This is a genomic window from Streptomyces sp. NPDC001617 (genome assembly GCF_053596855.1).
Genome location: NZ_JBSFHA010000029.1, coordinates 50,270 through 66,701, shown reverse-complemented (window position 1 = coordinate 66,701; position 16,432 = coordinate 50,270). Strand labels below are relative to the sequence as shown.

General features: G+C 68.6%; 12 protein-coding genes and 1 tRNA gene. 11 read left to right on the top strand and 2 right to left on the bottom strand.

Annotated features, from left to right (window positions below; translation table 11 throughout):
* Positions 1-33 precede the first annotated feature (33 nt).
* Together ACWC09_RS22755 and ACWC09_RS22750 are read right to left on the bottom strand one after the other, a co-directional pair.
* Complete coding sequence (locus ACWC09_RS22755; protein ID WP_450852393.1) at positions 34-1,056, bottom strand: toll/interleukin-1 receptor domain-containing protein; 1,023 nt, start codon at positions 1,054-1,056, stop codon at positions 34-36.
* Between the two features lie 179 nt (positions 1,057-1,235).
* Positions 1,236-1,307, bottom strand: a tRNA-Arg gene (locus tag ACWC09_RS22750).
* 220 nt (positions 1,308-1,527) lie between these two features.
* Between ACWC09_RS22750 and ACWC09_RS22745 the strand changes: the two genes are divergently transcribed.
* The 11 genes from ACWC09_RS22745 to prfA all read left to right on the top strand — a co-directional run bounded on the left by ACWC09_RS22745 (position 1,528) and on the right by prfA (position 16,410).
* Complete coding sequence (locus ACWC09_RS22745; protein ID WP_450852435.1) at positions 1,528-1,977, top strand: response regulator; 450 nt, start codon at positions 1,528-1,530, stop codon at positions 1,975-1,977.
* Between the two features lie 423 nt (positions 1,978-2,400).
* Complete coding sequence (gene nrtL, locus ACWC09_RS22740) at positions 2,401-3,957, top strand: ArgS-related anticodon-binding protein NrtL (RefSeq protein ID WP_450852392.1); 1,557 nt, start codon at positions 2,401-2,403, stop codon at positions 3,955-3,957.
* A 12-nt stretch (positions 3,958-3,969) separates the two neighbouring features.
* Positions 3,970-5,361 carry a diaminopimelate decarboxylase gene (lysA, locus tag ACWC09_RS22735; RefSeq protein WP_450852391.1) on the top strand — a complete coding sequence of 464 codons (1,392 nt, stop codon included), beginning with the start codon at positions 3,970-3,972 and terminating at the stop codon, positions 5,359-5,361.
* 189 nt (positions 5,362-5,550) lie between these two features.
* Positions 5,551-6,843: a homoserine dehydrogenase gene (locus ACWC09_RS22730; protein WP_450852390.1), complete on the top strand. Its 1,293-nt coding sequence runs from the start codon at positions 5,551-5,553 to the stop codon at positions 6,841-6,843.
* A gap of 6 nt (positions 6,844-6,849) precedes the next feature.
* Complete coding sequence (gene thrC, locus ACWC09_RS22725) at positions 6,850-7,908, top strand: threonine synthase (protein ID WP_450852389.1); 1,059 nt, start codon at positions 6,850-6,852, stop codon at positions 7,906-7,908.
* Between the two features lie 240 nt (positions 7,909-8,148).
* Entirely contained in the window at positions 8,149-9,078 is a 930-nt protein-coding gene (gene thrB / locus ACWC09_RS22720; RefSeq protein ID WP_450852388.1) for a homoserine kinase, read from the top strand.
* Between the two features lie 417 nt (positions 9,079-9,495).
* Positions 9,496-11,529, top strand: a complete 2,034-nt coding sequence (rho, locus tag ACWC09_RS22715) for a transcription termination factor Rho (RefSeq protein WP_450852387.1) — start codon at positions 9,496-9,498, stop codon at positions 11,527-11,529.
* Positions 11,530-11,694: 165 nt separating this feature from the next.
* Positions 11,695-13,497, top strand: a complete 1,803-nt coding sequence (locus tag ACWC09_RS22710) for a trypsin-like serine protease (protein WP_450852386.1) — start codon at positions 11,695-11,697, stop codon at positions 13,495-13,497.
* 206 nt (positions 13,498-13,703) lie between these two features.
* Complete coding sequence (locus ACWC09_RS22705) at positions 13,704-14,843, top strand: LCP family protein (RefSeq protein WP_450852385.1); 1,140 nt, start codon at positions 13,704-13,706, stop codon at positions 14,841-14,843.
* A gap of 160 nt (positions 14,844-15,003) precedes the next feature.
* Complete coding sequence (gene rpmE / locus ACWC09_RS22700) at positions 15,004-15,228, top strand: 50S ribosomal protein L31 (protein ID WP_019326867.1); 225 nt, start codon at positions 15,004-15,006, stop codon at positions 15,226-15,228.
* A 105-nt stretch (positions 15,229-15,333) separates the two neighbouring features.
* The gene (gene prfA, locus ACWC09_RS22695) at positions 15,334-16,410 is read left to right on the top strand and encodes a peptide chain release factor 1 (RefSeq protein ID WP_450852384.1); all 1,077 of its coding nucleotides are present in this window, start codon (positions 15,334-15,336) and stop codon (positions 16,408-16,410) included.
* The last annotated feature ends 22 nt before the right edge of the window (positions 16,411-16,432 follow it).

Sequence of the window (16,432 nt, the reverse complement as noted above, 5' to 3'; positions counted from 1 at the left end):
TCCAGTAACCCGTCATGGTTATTGGGCTTAGGGCTACTCAAGAACTTCGTCCCCCTCTCTTCGTTCGCGGCGGAAGTGGAGACTTAGTCCCCGGCTTCGAGCCAACTCGTTTAGTGTGCTCGCTGATTGCGGATCGATCCTGACGCCTGCAGGCACGCGAACTTGAATGCGGTCTGGCCTGAGCATTCGTACTTCTATTGATTCGCCGATTTCCTCTGTGAGGCGGTCTGAAATTTCGTGCATTATATGGTGAACTTCGTCAACGGATGGGTGCAGCGACCATGAGTCGCCCAGTGATGGCGTGCGTTGACGTCGGGTGGACTGGTCCGTGAACCTGGCCGCTTCAAGGCTGTCGATGCGCCGCTGATTCTGTCGTGCCAGTCCAAGCAATTCGTCAAGCTTGTCTTCGGCTGACCTGGCTTCTTGAGATGGTGCAGGCTCGACTGTTGAGGGCGTCCGCTTGACTTCGTCGAGAGCATCCATGAGTTCCGGCCATAGCCGAGCGAAGTTTTTTTGTAGTTGAATGAGGCTGATATTTGAGTCAGGGCATGTATCCCAAATCGACTCTACCAGCCTCAGCATGTCCTTTTCAGAAAAAAGCTCGGTGTACTGGAACTCTCGTAATGGCCCTTGCAGGTCAGATCCGGGGAGGTCGATGAGAACGGGAAATACCCGGGACTTCTCTACCTGCTTGGATATCGCGCCAGCCTCAAAGTTTAGCCATGGTGCACTCTGGTTGGCTCGGCTTACGCAGATAATGCCGTGACTGGCCCCTTCGAGTTCGCGGGCAATTACGGCCAGTCCGCGTTCCCCTTTGGCGATGTCCAAAGAAGATACGAAGGGTTCCAGGGCATGGATCATGTCTTTGAGCCAGTCCCGCAGAGCTTCCGCCACAACTTGGGCATGAGGCGTTGACCAGCTAATGAACATTTTCACCGTGGTCACCTCCGCGCTGCAGCGTGACTGGGCATCTATGAAAAACGATATGGCGCAAGGTGTTTGTGAGCCAGTCGAGGCGAGCGGTTGAAGCATGCCGAGGAGCGCAAGCCCTGCCACCAGGCACGCTGTTAAGAGGCAGCCAGGCGACACCTGATGTCTGACCCGGTGTGTCGGAGGTGTGTCGCGGACACTGAGAGACAACTAGAGAGGGCGGGAGTCAGTGAGACTGAACTCCCGCCCTCTTCTGTCGGCATCCGCCCTGGTCAGCTCCCAAACTTGGGAGGTGGTGAGGCGAGTGCCCCCGGCAGGATTCGAACCTGCGCACACGGCTCCGGAGGCCGTTGCTCTATCCCCTGAGCTACGGGGGCGTGTCGGGCGCCTTGCTTGGCGGCGACGGGTAGAACCCTACCAGCTCCTTCGGGGTGTTCATGAACGGTTTATCGGGGGTGGAGCGTGGCGGCAGGAGGGGCGTCGGGACTGTCGCGCACTACCTCCCCATGTCGCCCGCGCGAGGCAGAAGTGGGGAAAAGCCGGACGCGCTGGCCGGTCTCGACCTACTCTCGAGTTGTGCCAGGCGCGTCAGGCCGAGTGCTTGTTGTGGACGACAACAAGGTCATCCGGCAGTTGATCAGGGTCAATCTCGAGCTGGAGGGGCTTGAGGTCGTGACCGCGGCCGATGGTGCCGAGTGTCTGGATGTCGTTCATCAGGTGCGGCCCGATGTGGTGACGCTGGATGTGGTCATGCCACGGTTGGATGGGCTGCGGACGGCGGCCCGGCTGCGTTCCGATCCGCGTACCCGTGATCTTCCGCTTGCCATCGTCAGTGCCTGTACCTCCTACGAGGTCGAGACCGGGCTTGATGTCGGCGTCGACGCGTTTCTCGCCAAACCCTTCGAGCCGGCCGAACTCGTCCGTCTCGTACAGCAGTTGATGGAGCGCAGTAGGAGTGGGGGTGGTGGGGGAGACGAGGATGCGTCCTCCCTCGGGCCCGTCTTCGGCGTCGGCGAGGCCGAGCGGGCCGGGCGCGCCGGAGCCTGATCCAGGCCGCCGACCTCGGCTCCGGGTTCGTCGTCTGTACGGGCCGACTCCGTTCCCGGCTTCACTCGTACCCGCCGACTCCGTTGCCGGCTTCACTCGTACCCGCCGCCCCGCACCAGCACCGCACCCCGCACCCTGGACTCTCACCCCGCACCCGCACAGGCAGCCTCCGTGTCAGGGCTCACTCGCAAAGAACGGGGCCTCATCCTCGGGTTCGCCCCAACAGGCAACCACCTCCGATGGCATCCCTGACCCAGGCCGCCCCCCCCGTCGCCGTACCCGCACTCCGCCTCATACGCGAAGCCCGCCCGTACCCCCCGCCGCTCGCCGCGCCCGGTCCACGCGCCCCACCCCGTCCCACATCCCGGACCGTCGCCCAAACCGGCTCGCCTACCCACCCCCCTCCTCCCATACGCTTGTCCCGTGACCCCCGTCGAGCTCTCCCGTACCGTGCTGTGCGCGGTGCGTCGTGCTGTCGACGAAGGGGAGCTCAGCGTCGCGGTGCCGGCACGGGCTGTCGTCACCCCGCCCGGTCCCGGTGGCTGTGGGGACTACGCCACCAACATCGCCCTCCAGCTCGCCCGCCCGGCCGGCCAACCGCCCCTGCGCGTCGCGGAGATCCTGCAGCGGCATCTGGCCCACGCCACCGGCCTTGCCGACGTCACCGTCACCGGGCCCGGGTTCCTCAACATCAGCCTGCGGGACGGCGCGACCTCCGCAGCCGCCCTCACCCGCGAGATCCTCGACCAGGGCCAGGCGTACGGCCACAGCGACACCCTCGCCGGCCGCATCATCACACTGCGCATCCCGTACGACATCCGTGCCGAGGTCGTCGCCGACGCCCTCACCCGCATCATCGCCTCCCAGGGCGGCCGCACCGAGGTCGAGCACCGGAAGCCGACCAATCTTCGGCCCGTCCCGGCCTCCGATGGCCCCGCCCCCCTAGGTCCCCACGCCGCCCCCACCGAGGTCGAGCCCCTCGCTCCCGTCGGCCTACCCCCGGTCCCGTCCTCAGGGGACCCCGGCCCCGCCCCCCTAGGTCCCGACGCCGCCCCCACCGAGGTCGAGCCCCTCGCTCCCGTCGGCCTACCCCCGGTCCCGTCCTCAGAGGACCCCGGCCCCGCCCCCCTAGGTCCCCACGCCGCCCCCACCGAGGTCCAGCACCACACCCCCGTCGACCTCCGTCCCGTCCCGGCCCCGGAAGACCCCACCCCACTCGGCCCCGACGCCGCCCGCTGGGCGCTCCTCCATCCCGCCGCTCACGACCGGCCCCGTATCACCGCCGACCACCTGGTCCAGCGCGAGAGCAACCCCCTCTTTCGCGTGCGTTACGCGTACGCCCGCACCCGGGCCCTCAGCCGCAACGCCGCCGACCTGGGTTTCACCGCGGAACCGGGAGACGTACGCCTTTCCGAGCCGGGAGACGGTCGTCTCACCGAACCCCCGGCCGCCCGCCTCCCCGACTCCGCAGACGCACCGCTCGCCGAGTCGACGCCCGCCCAACCCCCCACCGGGCCCAGCCCCTTCTCCCTCCGTGAAGTCGGCGCCTTCTCCACCCGCGAACTCGGCCCCTTCTCCACCGGTGAAGTCGGCCCCTTCCCCACCCGCGAACTCGGCCCCTTCTCCACCGATGAAGTCGGCGCCTTCTCCACCCGCGAGCCCAGCCCCTTCTCCACCCCTGAAGTCACCCCCCTGCTCGCCCCCCTGCTTGCCCCCCCGCTCGCCCCCCTGCTCACCGCCCTGGCCGACCACCCCCGCGTCCTGGCCCGGGCTGCGGCACACCGCACGCCCGACCGTCTCTGCCGGCACCTCGTCACCGTCGCCGATGCCGCGCTCCCCTTTCTCCTCACCGTCCTTCCGATCGGCGAGGAGAAACCCTCGGCCGCCCACCGTGCCCGGCTCGCGCTCGCCGAAGCCGTCGGGGCGGTGCTGGCCGGTGGCCTGTCCCTGCTCGGCATCGACGCACCCGAACACCTCTGAAAGACGACAAAGATGAGCCGTTCCGCACACCCCGCCGGGCCCCGTCACGCCGACGTCCTTCCCGAGGGGCATTACTCCGCCCCGCCCACTGACCTCAACGCCCTCGACCCCAAGGTCTGGGCCCATACGGTCACGCGTGACGCCCAAGGTGTCGTCACCGTCGGCGGCATCGACGTCAAGAGCCTCGCCGAAGAGCACGGCACCCCCGCCTACATCCTCGACGAGGTCGACTTCCGGGAACGCGCCCGCGCCTGGCGTACCGCCTTCGGCCACGACGCCGACGTGTTCTACGCCGGCAAGGCGTTCCTCTCCCGTGCCGTCGTGCGGTGGCTGCACGAGGAAGGGCTCAACCTCGACGTCTGTTCCGGCGGTGAGCTCGCCACGGCCCTCTCCGCCGGCATGCCCGCCGACCGGATCGCCTTCCACGGCAACAACAAGTCGAAGGAGGAGATCGAGAGGGCCGTCCGCGCCGGCGTCGGGCGTATCGTCCTCGACTCCTTCCAGGAGATCGTCCGGGTCGCGCACATCGCCCAGGCACTCGGCAAGCGGCAGCGCGTGCAGATCCGTATCACCGTCGGCGTGGAAGCCCACACGCACGAGTTCATCGCCACCGCACACGAAGACCAGAAGTTCGGGATTCCGCTCGCAGGCGGTCAGGCGGCCGAGGCGGTCAGGCGTGCCCTTCAGCTCGACGGGCTCGAACTCATCGGTATTCACAGCCACATCGGGTCGCAGATCTTCGACATGTCCGGCTTCGAGGTCGCCGCCCACCGGGTGGTCGGGCTGCTCAAGGACATCCGTGACGAGCACGGCGTCGAGCTGCCCGAGATCGACCTGGGGGGCGGGCTGGGGATCGCGTACACGAGTGATGACGATCCCCGTGAGCCCCACGAGATCGCCAAGGCCCTGACAGAGATCGTCACGCGTGAGTGCGAGGCCGCCAAGTTGCGTACGCCTCGGATTTCCGTCGAGCCCGGGCGCGCCATCGTCGGGCCCACGGCCTTCACGCTCTACGAAGTCGGCACCATCAAGCCCCTCGACGGGCTGCGTACGTACGTCTCCGTCGACGGCGGCATGTCCGACAACATCCGCACCGCGCTGTACGACGCCGAGTACAGCGTCGCGCTCGTGTCGCGGACCTCGGACGCCGCGCCCATGCTCGCCCGGGTCGTCGGCAAGCACTGCGAGAGCGGGGACATCGTGGTCAAGGACGCGTTCCTGCCCTCCGACCTGGCACCGGGTGACCTGATCGCCGTGCCGGCGACGGGTGCGTACTGCCGTTCCATGGCCAGCAACTACAACCATGTGCTCCGCCCGCCCGTCGTCGCCGTGAACGATGGTGAGGCGCGGGTCATCGTCCGTCGCGAGACCGAGGAGGATCTGCTGCGTCTCGACGTCGGGTGAGGCCCCGAACCGCCCCGAACAGGCCCGAGCGGGCCCGAACAGGCCCGCACGAGACAGGGGTGGAAGATCTTCGGTCTTCCACCCCTGCACAAATGAAATCGATGTCTCATGATGCGGACGAGGGACAGAAACCCCCGTCCGGTGAGTGAGACTGGTCCAACCGTAGACGGTATGAGGAAACGAGGTCGGATGATGCGTACGCGTCCGCTGAAGGTGGCGCTGCTGGGCTGTGGGGTTGTCGGCTCAGAGGTGGCGCGCATCATGACGACGCACGCCGACGACCTCGCCGCCCGGATCGGGGCCCCGATCGAGCTCGCGGGCGTCGCGGTACGACGGCCCTCCAAGGTCCGTGAGGGCATCCCGGCCGAACTCGTCACCACCGACGCCACCGCCCTCGTCAAACGCGGCGACATCGACGTCGTGGTGGAGGTCATCGGGGGGATCGAGCCCGCTCGCACCCTCATCACCACCGCCTTCGAGCATGGTGCCTCCGTCGTCTCCGCCAACAAGGCGCTGCTCGCCCAGGATGGCGCCGCCCTGCACGCGGCCGCCGAGCAGCACGGCCGGGATCTCTATTACGAGGCCGCCGTCGCCGGGGCCATCCCGCTGATCCGGCCGCTGCGCGAGTCCCTCGCTGGTGACAAGGTCAACCGGGTGCTCGGCATCGTCAACGGGACGACCAACTTCATCCTCGACAAGATGGACAGCACGGGGGCGGGGTACCAGGAGGCCCTCGACGAGGCCACGGCGCTCGGCTATGCCGAAGCCGATCCCACCGCCGACGTCGAGGGCTTCGACGCCGCCGCCAAGGCCGCCATCCTCGCCGGCATCGCCTTCCACTCGCGTGTGCGCCTCGACGACGTCTACCGCGAAGGTATGACCGAGGTCACCTCCGCCGACTTCCGCTCGGCCAGGGAGATGGGCTGCACCATCAAGCTGCTCGCCATCTGCGAGCGGGCCGAGGACGGGCAGTCCGTCACCGCGCGCGTGCATCCCGCGATGATTCCGCTGATCCACCCGCTCGCCTCCGTGCGCGGCGCGTACAACGCCGTGTTCGTCGAGTCGGATGCCTCCGGGCAGCTCATGTTCTACGGGCCCGGCGCGGGCGGCGCCCCCACCGCCTCCGCCGTCCTCGGCGACCTCGTCGCCGTCTGCCGGAACCGGCTCAACGGAGCGACCGGGCCCGGCGAGTCGGCGTACGCCGCGCTGCCGGTGTCGGGGATGGGTGAGGTCGTCACCCGCTACCACATCAGCCTCGACGTCGCCGACAAACCGGGTGTTCTCGCCCAGGTTGCCACCGTGTTCGCCGAGCACGGGGTTTCCATCGATACGGTTCGCCAGCAGGGCAAGGACGGCGAGGCCTCTCTCGTCGTCGTCACCCACCGAGCCTCCGACGCCTCCCTGTCCGGGACCGTCGAGGCGCTGCGCAAGCTCGACACCGTGCGGGGTGTCGCCAGCATCATGCGGGTTGAAGGAGAGTAAGCAGCAATGACCCACCAGTGGCGCGGAATCATCGAGGAGTATCGGGACCGGTTGCCGGTGTCCGACACCACGCCGGTCGTCACCCTCCGCGAGGGCGGCACGCCTCTCGTGCCCGCGCAGGTGCTCTCCGAGCGCACGGGCTGTGAGGTTCACCTCAAGGTCGAGGGCGCCAACCCCACCGGATCCTTCAAGGACCGCGGGATGACCATGGCCATCAGCCGGGCCAAGGAGGAGGGCGCGAAGGCTGTGATCTGCGCCTCCACCGGTAACACGTCGGCGAGTGCCGCCGCGTACGCCGTGCGGGCCGGCATGGTGTCGGCCGTCCTCGTGCCGCAGGGCAAGATCGCCCTCGGCAAGATGGGCCAGGCGCTGGTGCACGGCGCCAAGATCCTCCAGGTCGACGGCAACTTCGACGACTGCCTCACGCTGGCCCGCGCGCTGAGCGACAACTACCCCGTGGCGCTGGTGAATTCGGTCAACCCGGTGCGTATCGAGGGGCAGAAGACGGCCGCCTTCGAGATCGTGGACATGCTGGGCGACGCCCCCGACATCCATGTCCTCCCGGTCGGCAACGCGGGCAACATCACGGCGTACTGGAAGGGCTACAAGGAGTACGCCGCCGACGGTGTCGCGCGGCAGACCCCTCGGATGTGGGGTTTCCAGGCCTCCGGCTCCGCCCCGATCGTGCGCGGCGAGGTCGTCAAGGACCCGTCGACGATCGCCACCGCCATCCGCATCGGCAACCCGGCGTCCTGGCAGTACGCGCTCGCCGCGCGGGACGAGTCCGGTGGCTTCATCGACGAGGTGACGGACCGTGAAATCCTGCGCGCCTACCGGCTGTTGGCCGCGCAGGAGGGTGTCTTCGTCGAGCCGGCGTCGGCCGCTTCCGTCGCCGGTCTGCTGAAGGCCGCCGAGCAGGGCAAGGTCGACCCGGGCCAGACCATCGTGTGCACCGTCACCGGAAACGGCCTGAAGGACCCGGACTGGGCCGTCGCCGGCGCCCCGCAGCCGGTCACCGTCCCGGTCGACGCGGCGACGGCGGCCGACCGCCTCGGCCTCGCCTGACGGAAGCCTCTACGGGGGATTCCCGCACAGGGGTGCACAGGGGGCTTACGACACGCATCGTGCGCCTCCTGTGCGCCCTATGTCGCCACAGAACCTTCCTTCGATAGGCTGTACCGAACCCGCCCCCTGCATATGCCTTCGCGTATGGCAGGGTGCCGCGCCGTCTCCACGGCCCGAAGGGTCTTCGTACGACATCGAATGTCTTCGACAATCACGCAGCTCAAGGAGAGTCATCGAGCGATGGCCGGTCCAGCTTTCCGCGCCGCCGCCGTAAGGGTGCGCGTCCCCGCCACCAGCGCCAACCTCGGCCCGGGCTTCGACGCCCTCGGCCTGTCGTTGGGGCTCTACGACGACGTGGTCGTCCGGGTGGCCGACTCCGGGCTGCACATCGACATCGCGGGCGAGGGCAGCGAGACGCTGCCGCGTGACGAGAACCACCTTCTTGTACGGTCCCTGCGCACCGCCTTCGACCTGCTCGGCGGGCAGCCCCGCGGCCTCGAGATCGTGTGCGCCAACCGCATCCCGCACGGCCGTGGCCTGGGGTCTTCCTCCGCCGCCATCTGCGCCGGCATCGTCGCCGCGCGCGCCGTGACCATAGGCGGGGAGGCGCGGCTCGACGACGCCGCGCTGCTCGAGCTCGCGACCGAGATCGAGGGGCATCCCGACAACGTGGCGGCCTGTCTGCTCGGCGGATTCACCCTCTCCTGGATGGAGTCGGGGGCCGCGCGGGCGATCAGGATGGAGCCCGCCGATTCCATCGTTCCGGTGGTTTTCGTGCCCGGAAAGCCGGTCCTGACCGAGACCGCGCGCGGACTGCTCCCGCGCACCGTGCCGCACGTCGACGCCGCCGCCAACGCGGGCCGGGCGGCCCTGCTCGTCGAGGCCCTCACCAGGCGCCCCGAGCTGCTGCTGCCCGCCACCGAGGACCGTCTCCACCAGGAATACCGCGCTCCCGCCATGCCGGAGAGCGCCGCCCTGGTGGAGCGGCTGCGGGCCGACGGAGTCCCGGCAGTCATCTCAGGAGCAGGACCCACCGTGCTGGCGCTGGCCGACGCCGACAGCGCCGACAAGGTGGCCCATCTGGCAGGCGAGGGCTGGGCCGCGAACCGGCTCGACCTCGACGCACAGGGAGCGAGCGTGTTGCCGCTCGCACCTTCCGGTGACATGTGAAAGCGCGCCGTCACCGGATTTCGAGAGGGGGAATGTTTGTTGGATCCGGTAGTGTTAACCTCAAGTCTGCACCCGACCCCACCATGGCGAGGTGCTTCGTGTCCCCGTCCGGGACAGACATTCTTCCGGGAGCCTCCCAAGCCGCACTGTGTTCCGTACGAGGTACGCGGGCAGTACCTCGTACGCGAGCACTGAGCGACTCGCCGGGCACGCTCCGGAATCGGTGCTACCGAGCCACGTGACACCGGCACCCGGTGCCACGGCCCAGGTCTCGGTAAGCGCCATCCCAGATATTCCCTCCGCCACCTTTGGCGGACCACCGCCCCGGCACGGTCCACACAGCAAGGACCACTGCCGGACAGCACAACCGGTCGCCGAGCCAGACAGGCCGACGTCCGCTCCAGGGAAGGACCCTTCGTGAGCGACACCACCGATCTGATGGGCGCACGTGTCGAGGAGACCGCTGCCGCGCCCGCCACGGACGCCTCCGCGCCTGCCACCGGTGCCGGCTCCCGGCGGCGCCGCGGTACCGGCCTCGAGGGCATGGTGCTGGCCGAGCTGCAGCAGGTCGCATCCGGCCTCGGCATCAAGGGCACGGCGCGTATGCGCAAGAGCCAGCTGATCGAGGTCATCAAGGAAGCGCAGGCCGGAGGAGGTGCTGCGGCTCCGAAGAGCGAGGCCGCCGCCGAGACCAAGCCGAAGCGCCGGGCCACCTCCAAGGCCCGCACCGGCGAGGACGCCGCGCCCGCCGCCGACAAGAAGTCGGCCGAGGCCCCCGCCGAGACGGCCGTGGCCCAGCAGCAGATCGAGATTCCCGGCCAGCCCGCCAGCGACGACGCGCCCACCGAGCGCCGCCGTCGCCGTGCCACCGCCGAGGCCGGCGCCCCGGCGTCCGCGGGCGTCGAGACCATCGTCGCCGAGGCGAAGAGCGAGCCGAAGGCCGAGACGCCCGCTCCGCAGGCGCAGAACGACGCCAAGGGCGACGCCGGTGACGGCGACGGCCGTGGCCGCCGGGACCGCGGCCGGGATCGCGGCCGGGAGCGCGGCGACCGCAGTGACCGCGACCGCAGTGACCGTGGCGACCGCGGTGACCGTCGCAAGAGCGACGACCAGCAGGGCGGCCAGCGCGGTCAGCAGCAGAGCCAGCAGCAGGGCGGCGGCCGTCAGGACCGTCAGCAGCGCGACAACGGCCCGCAGGACGACGACGACTTCGAGGGCGGCCGCCGTGGCCGTCGCGGGCGTTACCGGGACCGCCGTGGCCGTCGTGGCCGTGACGAGATCGGCGGCGCCGAGCCGCAGCTCGCCGAGGACGACGTCCTGATCCCGGTCGCGGGCATCCTCGACATCCTCGACAACTACGCGTTCATCCGGACCTCCGGCTACCTGCCGGGCCCGAACGACGTGTACGTCTCCCTCGCCCAGGTCCGCAAGAACGGCCTGCGCAAGGGTGACCACGTCACCGGCGCGGTCCGCCAGCCCAAGGAAGGCGAGCGGCGGGAGAAGTTCAACGCGCTGGTGCGTCTCGACTCCGTCAACGGCATGGCGCCCGAACACGGCCGCGGACGCCCGGAGTTCAACAAGCTCACGCCGCTGTACCCGCAGGACCGGCTCCGTCTGGAGACCGACCCGGGCGTGCTGACGACCCGCATCATCGACCTCGTCGCGCCCATCGGAAAGGGCCAGCGCGGTCTGATCGTGGCCCCGCCGAAGACCGGCAAGACCATGATCATGCAGGCGATCGCCAACGCGATCACGCACAACAACCCCGAGTGCCACCTGATGGTCGTCCTGGTCGACGAGCGTCCGGAAGAGGTCACCGACATGCAGCGGTCGGTGAAGGGCGAGGTCATCTCCTCGACCTTCGACCGCCCGGCCGAGGACCACACCACGGTCGCCGAGCTCGCCATCGAGCGCGCCAAGCGCCTGGTGGAGCTGGGCCACGACGTGGTCGTGCTGCTCGACTCGATCACGCGTCTGGGCCGTGCGTACAACCTCGCCGCGCCCGCCTCCGGCCGTATCCTCTCCGGTGGTGTCGACTCGACCGCGCTGTACCCGCCGAAGCGCTTCTTCGGTGCGGCCCGCAACATCGAGGACGGCGGCTCGCTGACCATCCTCGCCACCGCCCTGGTGGACACCGGGTCGCGCATGGACGAGGTGATCTTCGAGGAGTTCAAGGGCACCGGCAACGCCGAGCTCAAGCTCGACCGGAAGCTCGCCGACAAGCGCATCTTCCCGGCGGTGGACGTCGACGCGTCCGGTACCCGTAAGGAAGAGATCCTGCTCGGCTCCGACGAGCTCGCCATCGTGTGGAAGCTGCGCCGGGTGCTGCACGCGCTCGACCAGCAGCAGGCGATCGAGCTGCTCCTCGACAAGATGAAGCAGACCAAGTCGAACGCCGAGTTCCTGCTCCAGATCCAGAAGACGACGCCGATGCCGGGCAACGGCGACTGAGTCACAGTCTTCACAAAGGGCGCCCTCCGTCACATGAGTGACGGAGGGCGCCCTTTGTGCGCTGAGAGGAACAGGCGTGTGCACGCGCCTCTCCCATCACCTGTGTCCCCTGGGGGAACACCCTTGTCCACACCCATGTCCGGCAGCGGTCGGCACAGACGCCGGATGCGTCTCGTCCTGCCCATCGGTGCCGCCGGCATCGCCGCGGCCGTCGCCGCCGCGGTGCTGTCCTCCTCGGCCAGCGCCGCGTCCTCCGTGCCCACGCCGAGCACCAAGCCCGCCACCCGTTCCGTGTCGACCGCCGAGCTGACCCAGCGGATCGCCGGGGCGCTCGCCACCGACGGAACCGCGGGGGAGACGACGGCGAAGAAGTCGACGCTCAGCGCGAGCACCACCGGCTCCTCCGGCTCGACCGTGAGCCCGTACGTCATCGGCGGCACCGACACCGCCATCACCTCGGCGCCCTGGATGGCGCAGCTCTGGTACTACGACGACAACGGCACCAGCAGCGACACCAGCGACGACATCGGCTTCTTCTGCGGCGGCACGGTCGTCTCGCCGACGAAGATCCTCACCGCCGCGCACTGCGTCAAGGACGAGAACGGCAACAGCTACGACTGGAAGTCGTACGGCGCCGTCCTGACCGGCACCAACCAGCTGCCGACGACGGACAGTTCGGGCAACACCGACCTGCACGGCGGCACGGTCTCGCTGCCGCTGCGGCAGTGGAACCACCCGTCGTACAGTCCGACGACCATCAACAACGACATCGCCGTCCTCACCCTCGCCGCGCCCGTCAAGGCGACACCGCTGCGCATGACGACGTCCGGGGACACCACCTCGTACGCCGGCGGCACCAGCGCCACGGTCTACGGCTGGGGGCGCACCAGCTCCAGCAGCGACGACATCTCCGACACCCTGAAGTCGGCCTCGCTGACGATCCACACCGACACCACCTGCACCGGCGTGTACGGCTCCGAGTACGTCAAGGGCCACATGATCTGCGCCGGCGTGCAGAGCGGCACCGACACCGGGACCAAGGCCGCCTGCAACGGTGACTCGGGTGGGCCGCTGGTCGTGGGCAACCGCATCGTGGGCGTCGTTTCGTGGGGCGTCCAGGACTGCGTCGACAAGGGCTACTACAGCGTCTTCTCGAAGGTCAGCACCTACATCGGTGCCGCCTACGCGAACGTCGACGACACCAACCTCAGCTACACGGACGGCAAGGCCGACCTGTTCGTGCGCAGCTCCTCCAGCAAGGAGGCGTTCGAGAAGGACTCCCAGGGCACGTCGTTCGCGGCGCGGGTCTCCCTGGGGTCGTACTCCGGCGTCAACCTCGTCCTGCAGACCGACCTGAACCGGGACGGCTACCAGGACCTCGTGCTGCGCCAGAGCTCCAGCGGTGACGTGTACTGGCTGCACTACGTGCCGTCCAGCGACTCCTGGTCCCAGACGAAGATCTTCAGCGGCTGGACGACCCGGACCCGGATCATCGCGCCGGGCGATGTCACCGGCGACTACCTGCCCGACCTGCTGTCGGTCGACTCCGGCGGGACCCTGTGGATCTACCCCGGCAAGGGCAACGGCACCTTCGCCTCGCGCGTGGAGGTCGGCACCGGCTGGAACCAGTACAACATGGTGCGCGGCAAGGGCGACTTCACCGGCGACGGCAAGGCCGACCTGCTCGCCCGCAACAAGAGCACCGGCGACCTGTACCTGTACAAGGGCACCGGCAAGTCCGGCACGGGCGCCTTCTCGGCCCGTATCAAGGTGCGCAGCGCCTGGACCGGATACAACGCCTTCGACGCGATCGGGGACGTCAACGGCGACGGCAAGGCCGACTTCCTGGCCCGTACGTCCGGAGGGACCCTGTACCTGTACAAGGGCACCGGTAAGGCCACGAGCGAGATCTTTGCCACAAGAATCTCGGTCGGTACCGGTTTCCAGCAGTACGACATCTTCGGCTGACATCGCAGGTGAGCCGGGTCTGAACCGTTTACATCATCACGCTCTGTGCCCAATCCTCCACGGGTTGGGCACAGTGCGTTGTGCAACCCTTTCCCGAGTTTCCCCGTCTGACCCGACGGAGCGACGATGGTGCGGTATCAGCCGCATCGATTGAGGCCTGTCCCTGAAAGCAGGGGGTAACCGACCGGACGAGATTCGAGGAGCACATGTCCGCCGAGAGCACGCCGGAGCCCGGCATACCGGGCGAGAACGGCACGAACGGTTCGCAGGGCCGCGGCAAGGGCCGCCGCCGCAAGCCCCGCAGCGGGCGTCGCAAGGGCCTGCTGATCGCGGCCTGGACCGCCGCGGGCATCGTCGTGCTGGGTGGTACCGGCGCCGGTTACCTGTACTTCAAGCTCAACGGCAACATCAAGAACGTCGACATCAACAGCGCCCTCGGCACGGACCGGCCGAAGAAGGTCGACAACGGCTCCGAGAACATCCTGGTCCTCGGCTCGGACTCCCGCTCCGGCTCGAACAGGAAGCTGGGCGGCGGCACGGACGACGGCAGCGCCCGCTCCGACACGGCGATGATCGTCCACGTCTACAAGGGCCACAAGAAGGCAAGCGTGGTCTCCATCCCGCGTGACACCCTCATCGACCGCCCCGAGTGCACCGACACCAAGGGCACCACGCACGACGCGGCGTCCGGCGTGATGTTCAACAGCGCGTACACCACGGGCGGCGCGGCCTGCGCGGTGAAGACCGTCGAGTCCCTCACCGGTCTGCGCATGGACCACTACCTCGAGGTCGACTTCGCCGGCTTCGAGAAGCTCATCAACGAACTCGGCGGTGTTCCGGTCACCACGACCAAGAACATCAGCGACAAGCAGAGCCACCTGAACCTCAAGGCCGGCACCCACACGCTCGACGGTCAGCAGGCCCTCGGCCTGGTCCGCACCCGCCACGGCGTCGGCGACGGCTCCGACCTCGGCCGCATCCAGCTCCAGCAGGCCTTCATCAAGGCCCTGGTCGACCAGGTCAAGCACGTCGGCATCTTCACCAGCCCGGAGAAGCTGTACAACCTCGCCGACACCGCCACCAAGTCCGTCACGGCCGACTCCGACCTCGGCTCGATCGGCTCCCTGGCCTCCTTCGCCGGCGGCCTGAAGGGCATCAGCTCCTCCCACATGCACATGATCACCATGCCGGTCGAGTACGACCCGGCCAACCCGAACCGGGTGATCGTGAAGAAGGCCAAGGCCGAGCAGGTGTGGACGGCCCTGAAGAACGACCAGGCGATCCCGAGGACGGCCACGCAGGGCACGGCGACGGGCGAGGCCAAGGGCGTGGTGACGGCGTCGTAGGCGTCGGGCGAACCACCCCCGACGCCCCCAGGGAATAGATCACGGCAACCCCCGGTTTTGGGGGATGGCCCCAGTCCTGGCAGACTGGTACGTCGGCTCCGGTTCACGCCCCCGTATCCCGCGTAGGCGACCCGGCGCCCTCCCGAAACTAGGAGACACCTTGAAGCGCGACATCCACCCCGAGTACGTCGAGACGCAGGTCAGCTGCACCTGTGGCGCGTCGTTCACCACCCGTAGCACGATCGAGAGCGGCACCATCCGTGCCGAGGTCTGCTCCGAGTGCCACCCGTTCTACACGGGCAAGCAGAAGATCCTCGACACCGGTGGCCGTGTGGCCCGCTTCGAGGCCCGCTTCGGCAAGGCTGCAGCCGGCTCCAAGAAGTAGCGAGCTCCCATTCGCCGGTCCACGGCCGCGCCCTGAAACAGGCGCGCCGGGACCGGCGTTTTTGGTCGCCCGCACTTCATCCCCGTACGCATACAGGAGCCCAAGATGTTCGAGGCCGTCGAGGAACTGCTCACCGAGCACGCCGACCTGGAGACGAAGCTCGCCGACCCGTCGGTCCACGCCGACCAGGCCAACGCGCGCAAGCTGAACAAGCGCTACGCCGAGCTCACCCCGATCGTCGCCACGTACCGCTCCTGGAAGCAGACCGGCGACGACATCGGCACGGCGAAGGAACTCGCCGCCGACGACCCGGACTTCGCGGCCGAGGTCAAGGAGCTGGAGAAGCAGCGCGAGGAGCTCACCGAGAAGCTGCGCCTGCTCCTCGTGCCCCGGGACCCGTCCGACGACAAGGACGTGATCCTCGAGATCAAGGCCGGCGCCGGCGGCGACGAGTCCGCGCTGTTCGCGGGCGACCTGCTGCGCATGTACCTCCGCTACGCCGAGCGCGTCGGCTGGAAGACCGAGATCATCGACTCCACCGAGTCCGAGCTGGGCGGCTACAAGGACGTCCAGGTCGCCGTGAAGACCAAGGGCGGCCAGGGCGCGACCGAGCCCGGGCAGGGCGTCTGGGCGCGGCTGAAGTACGAGGGCGGGGTGCACCGCGTGCAGCGCGTGCCGGCGACCGAGTCCCAGGGCCGTATCCACACGTCGGCCGCCGGTGTGCTCGTCACGCCCGAGGCGGAGGAGGTCGACGTCGAGATCAACCCGAACGACCTCCGCATCGACGTCTACCGCTCCTCCGGGCCCGGCGGCCAGTCCGTCAACACCACCGACTCCGCCGTGCGCATCACGCACATCCCCACCGGAGTCGTCGCCTCCTGCCAGAACGAGAAGAGCCAGCTGCAGAACAAGGAGCAGGCACTGCGTATCCTGCGCTCCAGGCTGCTTGCCGCGGCACAGGAGGAGGCGGAGAAGGAAGCCGCCGACGCCCGCCGCAGCCAGGTCCGCACCGTCGACCGCTCCGAGAAGATCCGTACGTACAACTTCCCGGAGAATCGCATCTCGGACCACCGCGTCGGCTTCAAGTCGTACAACCTGGACCAGGTCCTGGACGGCGACCTCGACGCGGTGATCCAGGCCTGCGTCGACGCGGACTCGGCGGCCAAGCTGGCGGCCGCGTAAGGCGCACATACGCACGACCCAG

What these genes read in the sequence shown, in the direction of transcription:
- lysA (WP_450852391.1), top strand. Translation starts at nt 3,970, where the DNA reads ATGAGCCGTTCCGCACACCCCGCCGGGCCCCGTCACGCCGACGTCCTT.
- ACWC09_RS22730 (WP_450852390.1), top strand. Translation starts at nt 5,551, where the DNA reads ATGATGCGTACGCGTCCGCTGAAGGTGGCGCTGCTGGGCTGTGGGGTT.
- thrC (WP_450852389.1), top strand. Translation starts at nt 6,850, where the DNA reads ATGACCCACCAGTGGCGCGGAATCATCGAGGAGTATCGGGACCGGTTG.
- thrB (WP_450852388.1), top strand. Translation starts at nt 8,149, where the DNA reads ATGGCCGGTCCAGCTTTCCGCGCCGCCGCCGTAAGGGTGCGCGTCCCC.
- ACWC09_RS22710 (WP_450852386.1), top strand. Translation starts at nt 11,695, where the DNA reads ATGCGTCTCGTCCTGCCCATCGGTGCCGCCGGCATCGCCGCGGCCGTC.
- ACWC09_RS22705 (WP_450852385.1), top strand. Translation starts at nt 13,704, where the DNA reads ATGTCCGCCGAGAGCACGCCGGAGCCCGGCATACCGGGCGAGAACGGC.
- prfA (WP_450852384.1), top strand. Translation starts at nt 15,334, where the DNA reads ATGTTCGAGGCCGTCGAGGAACTGCTCACCGAGCACGCCGACCTGGAG.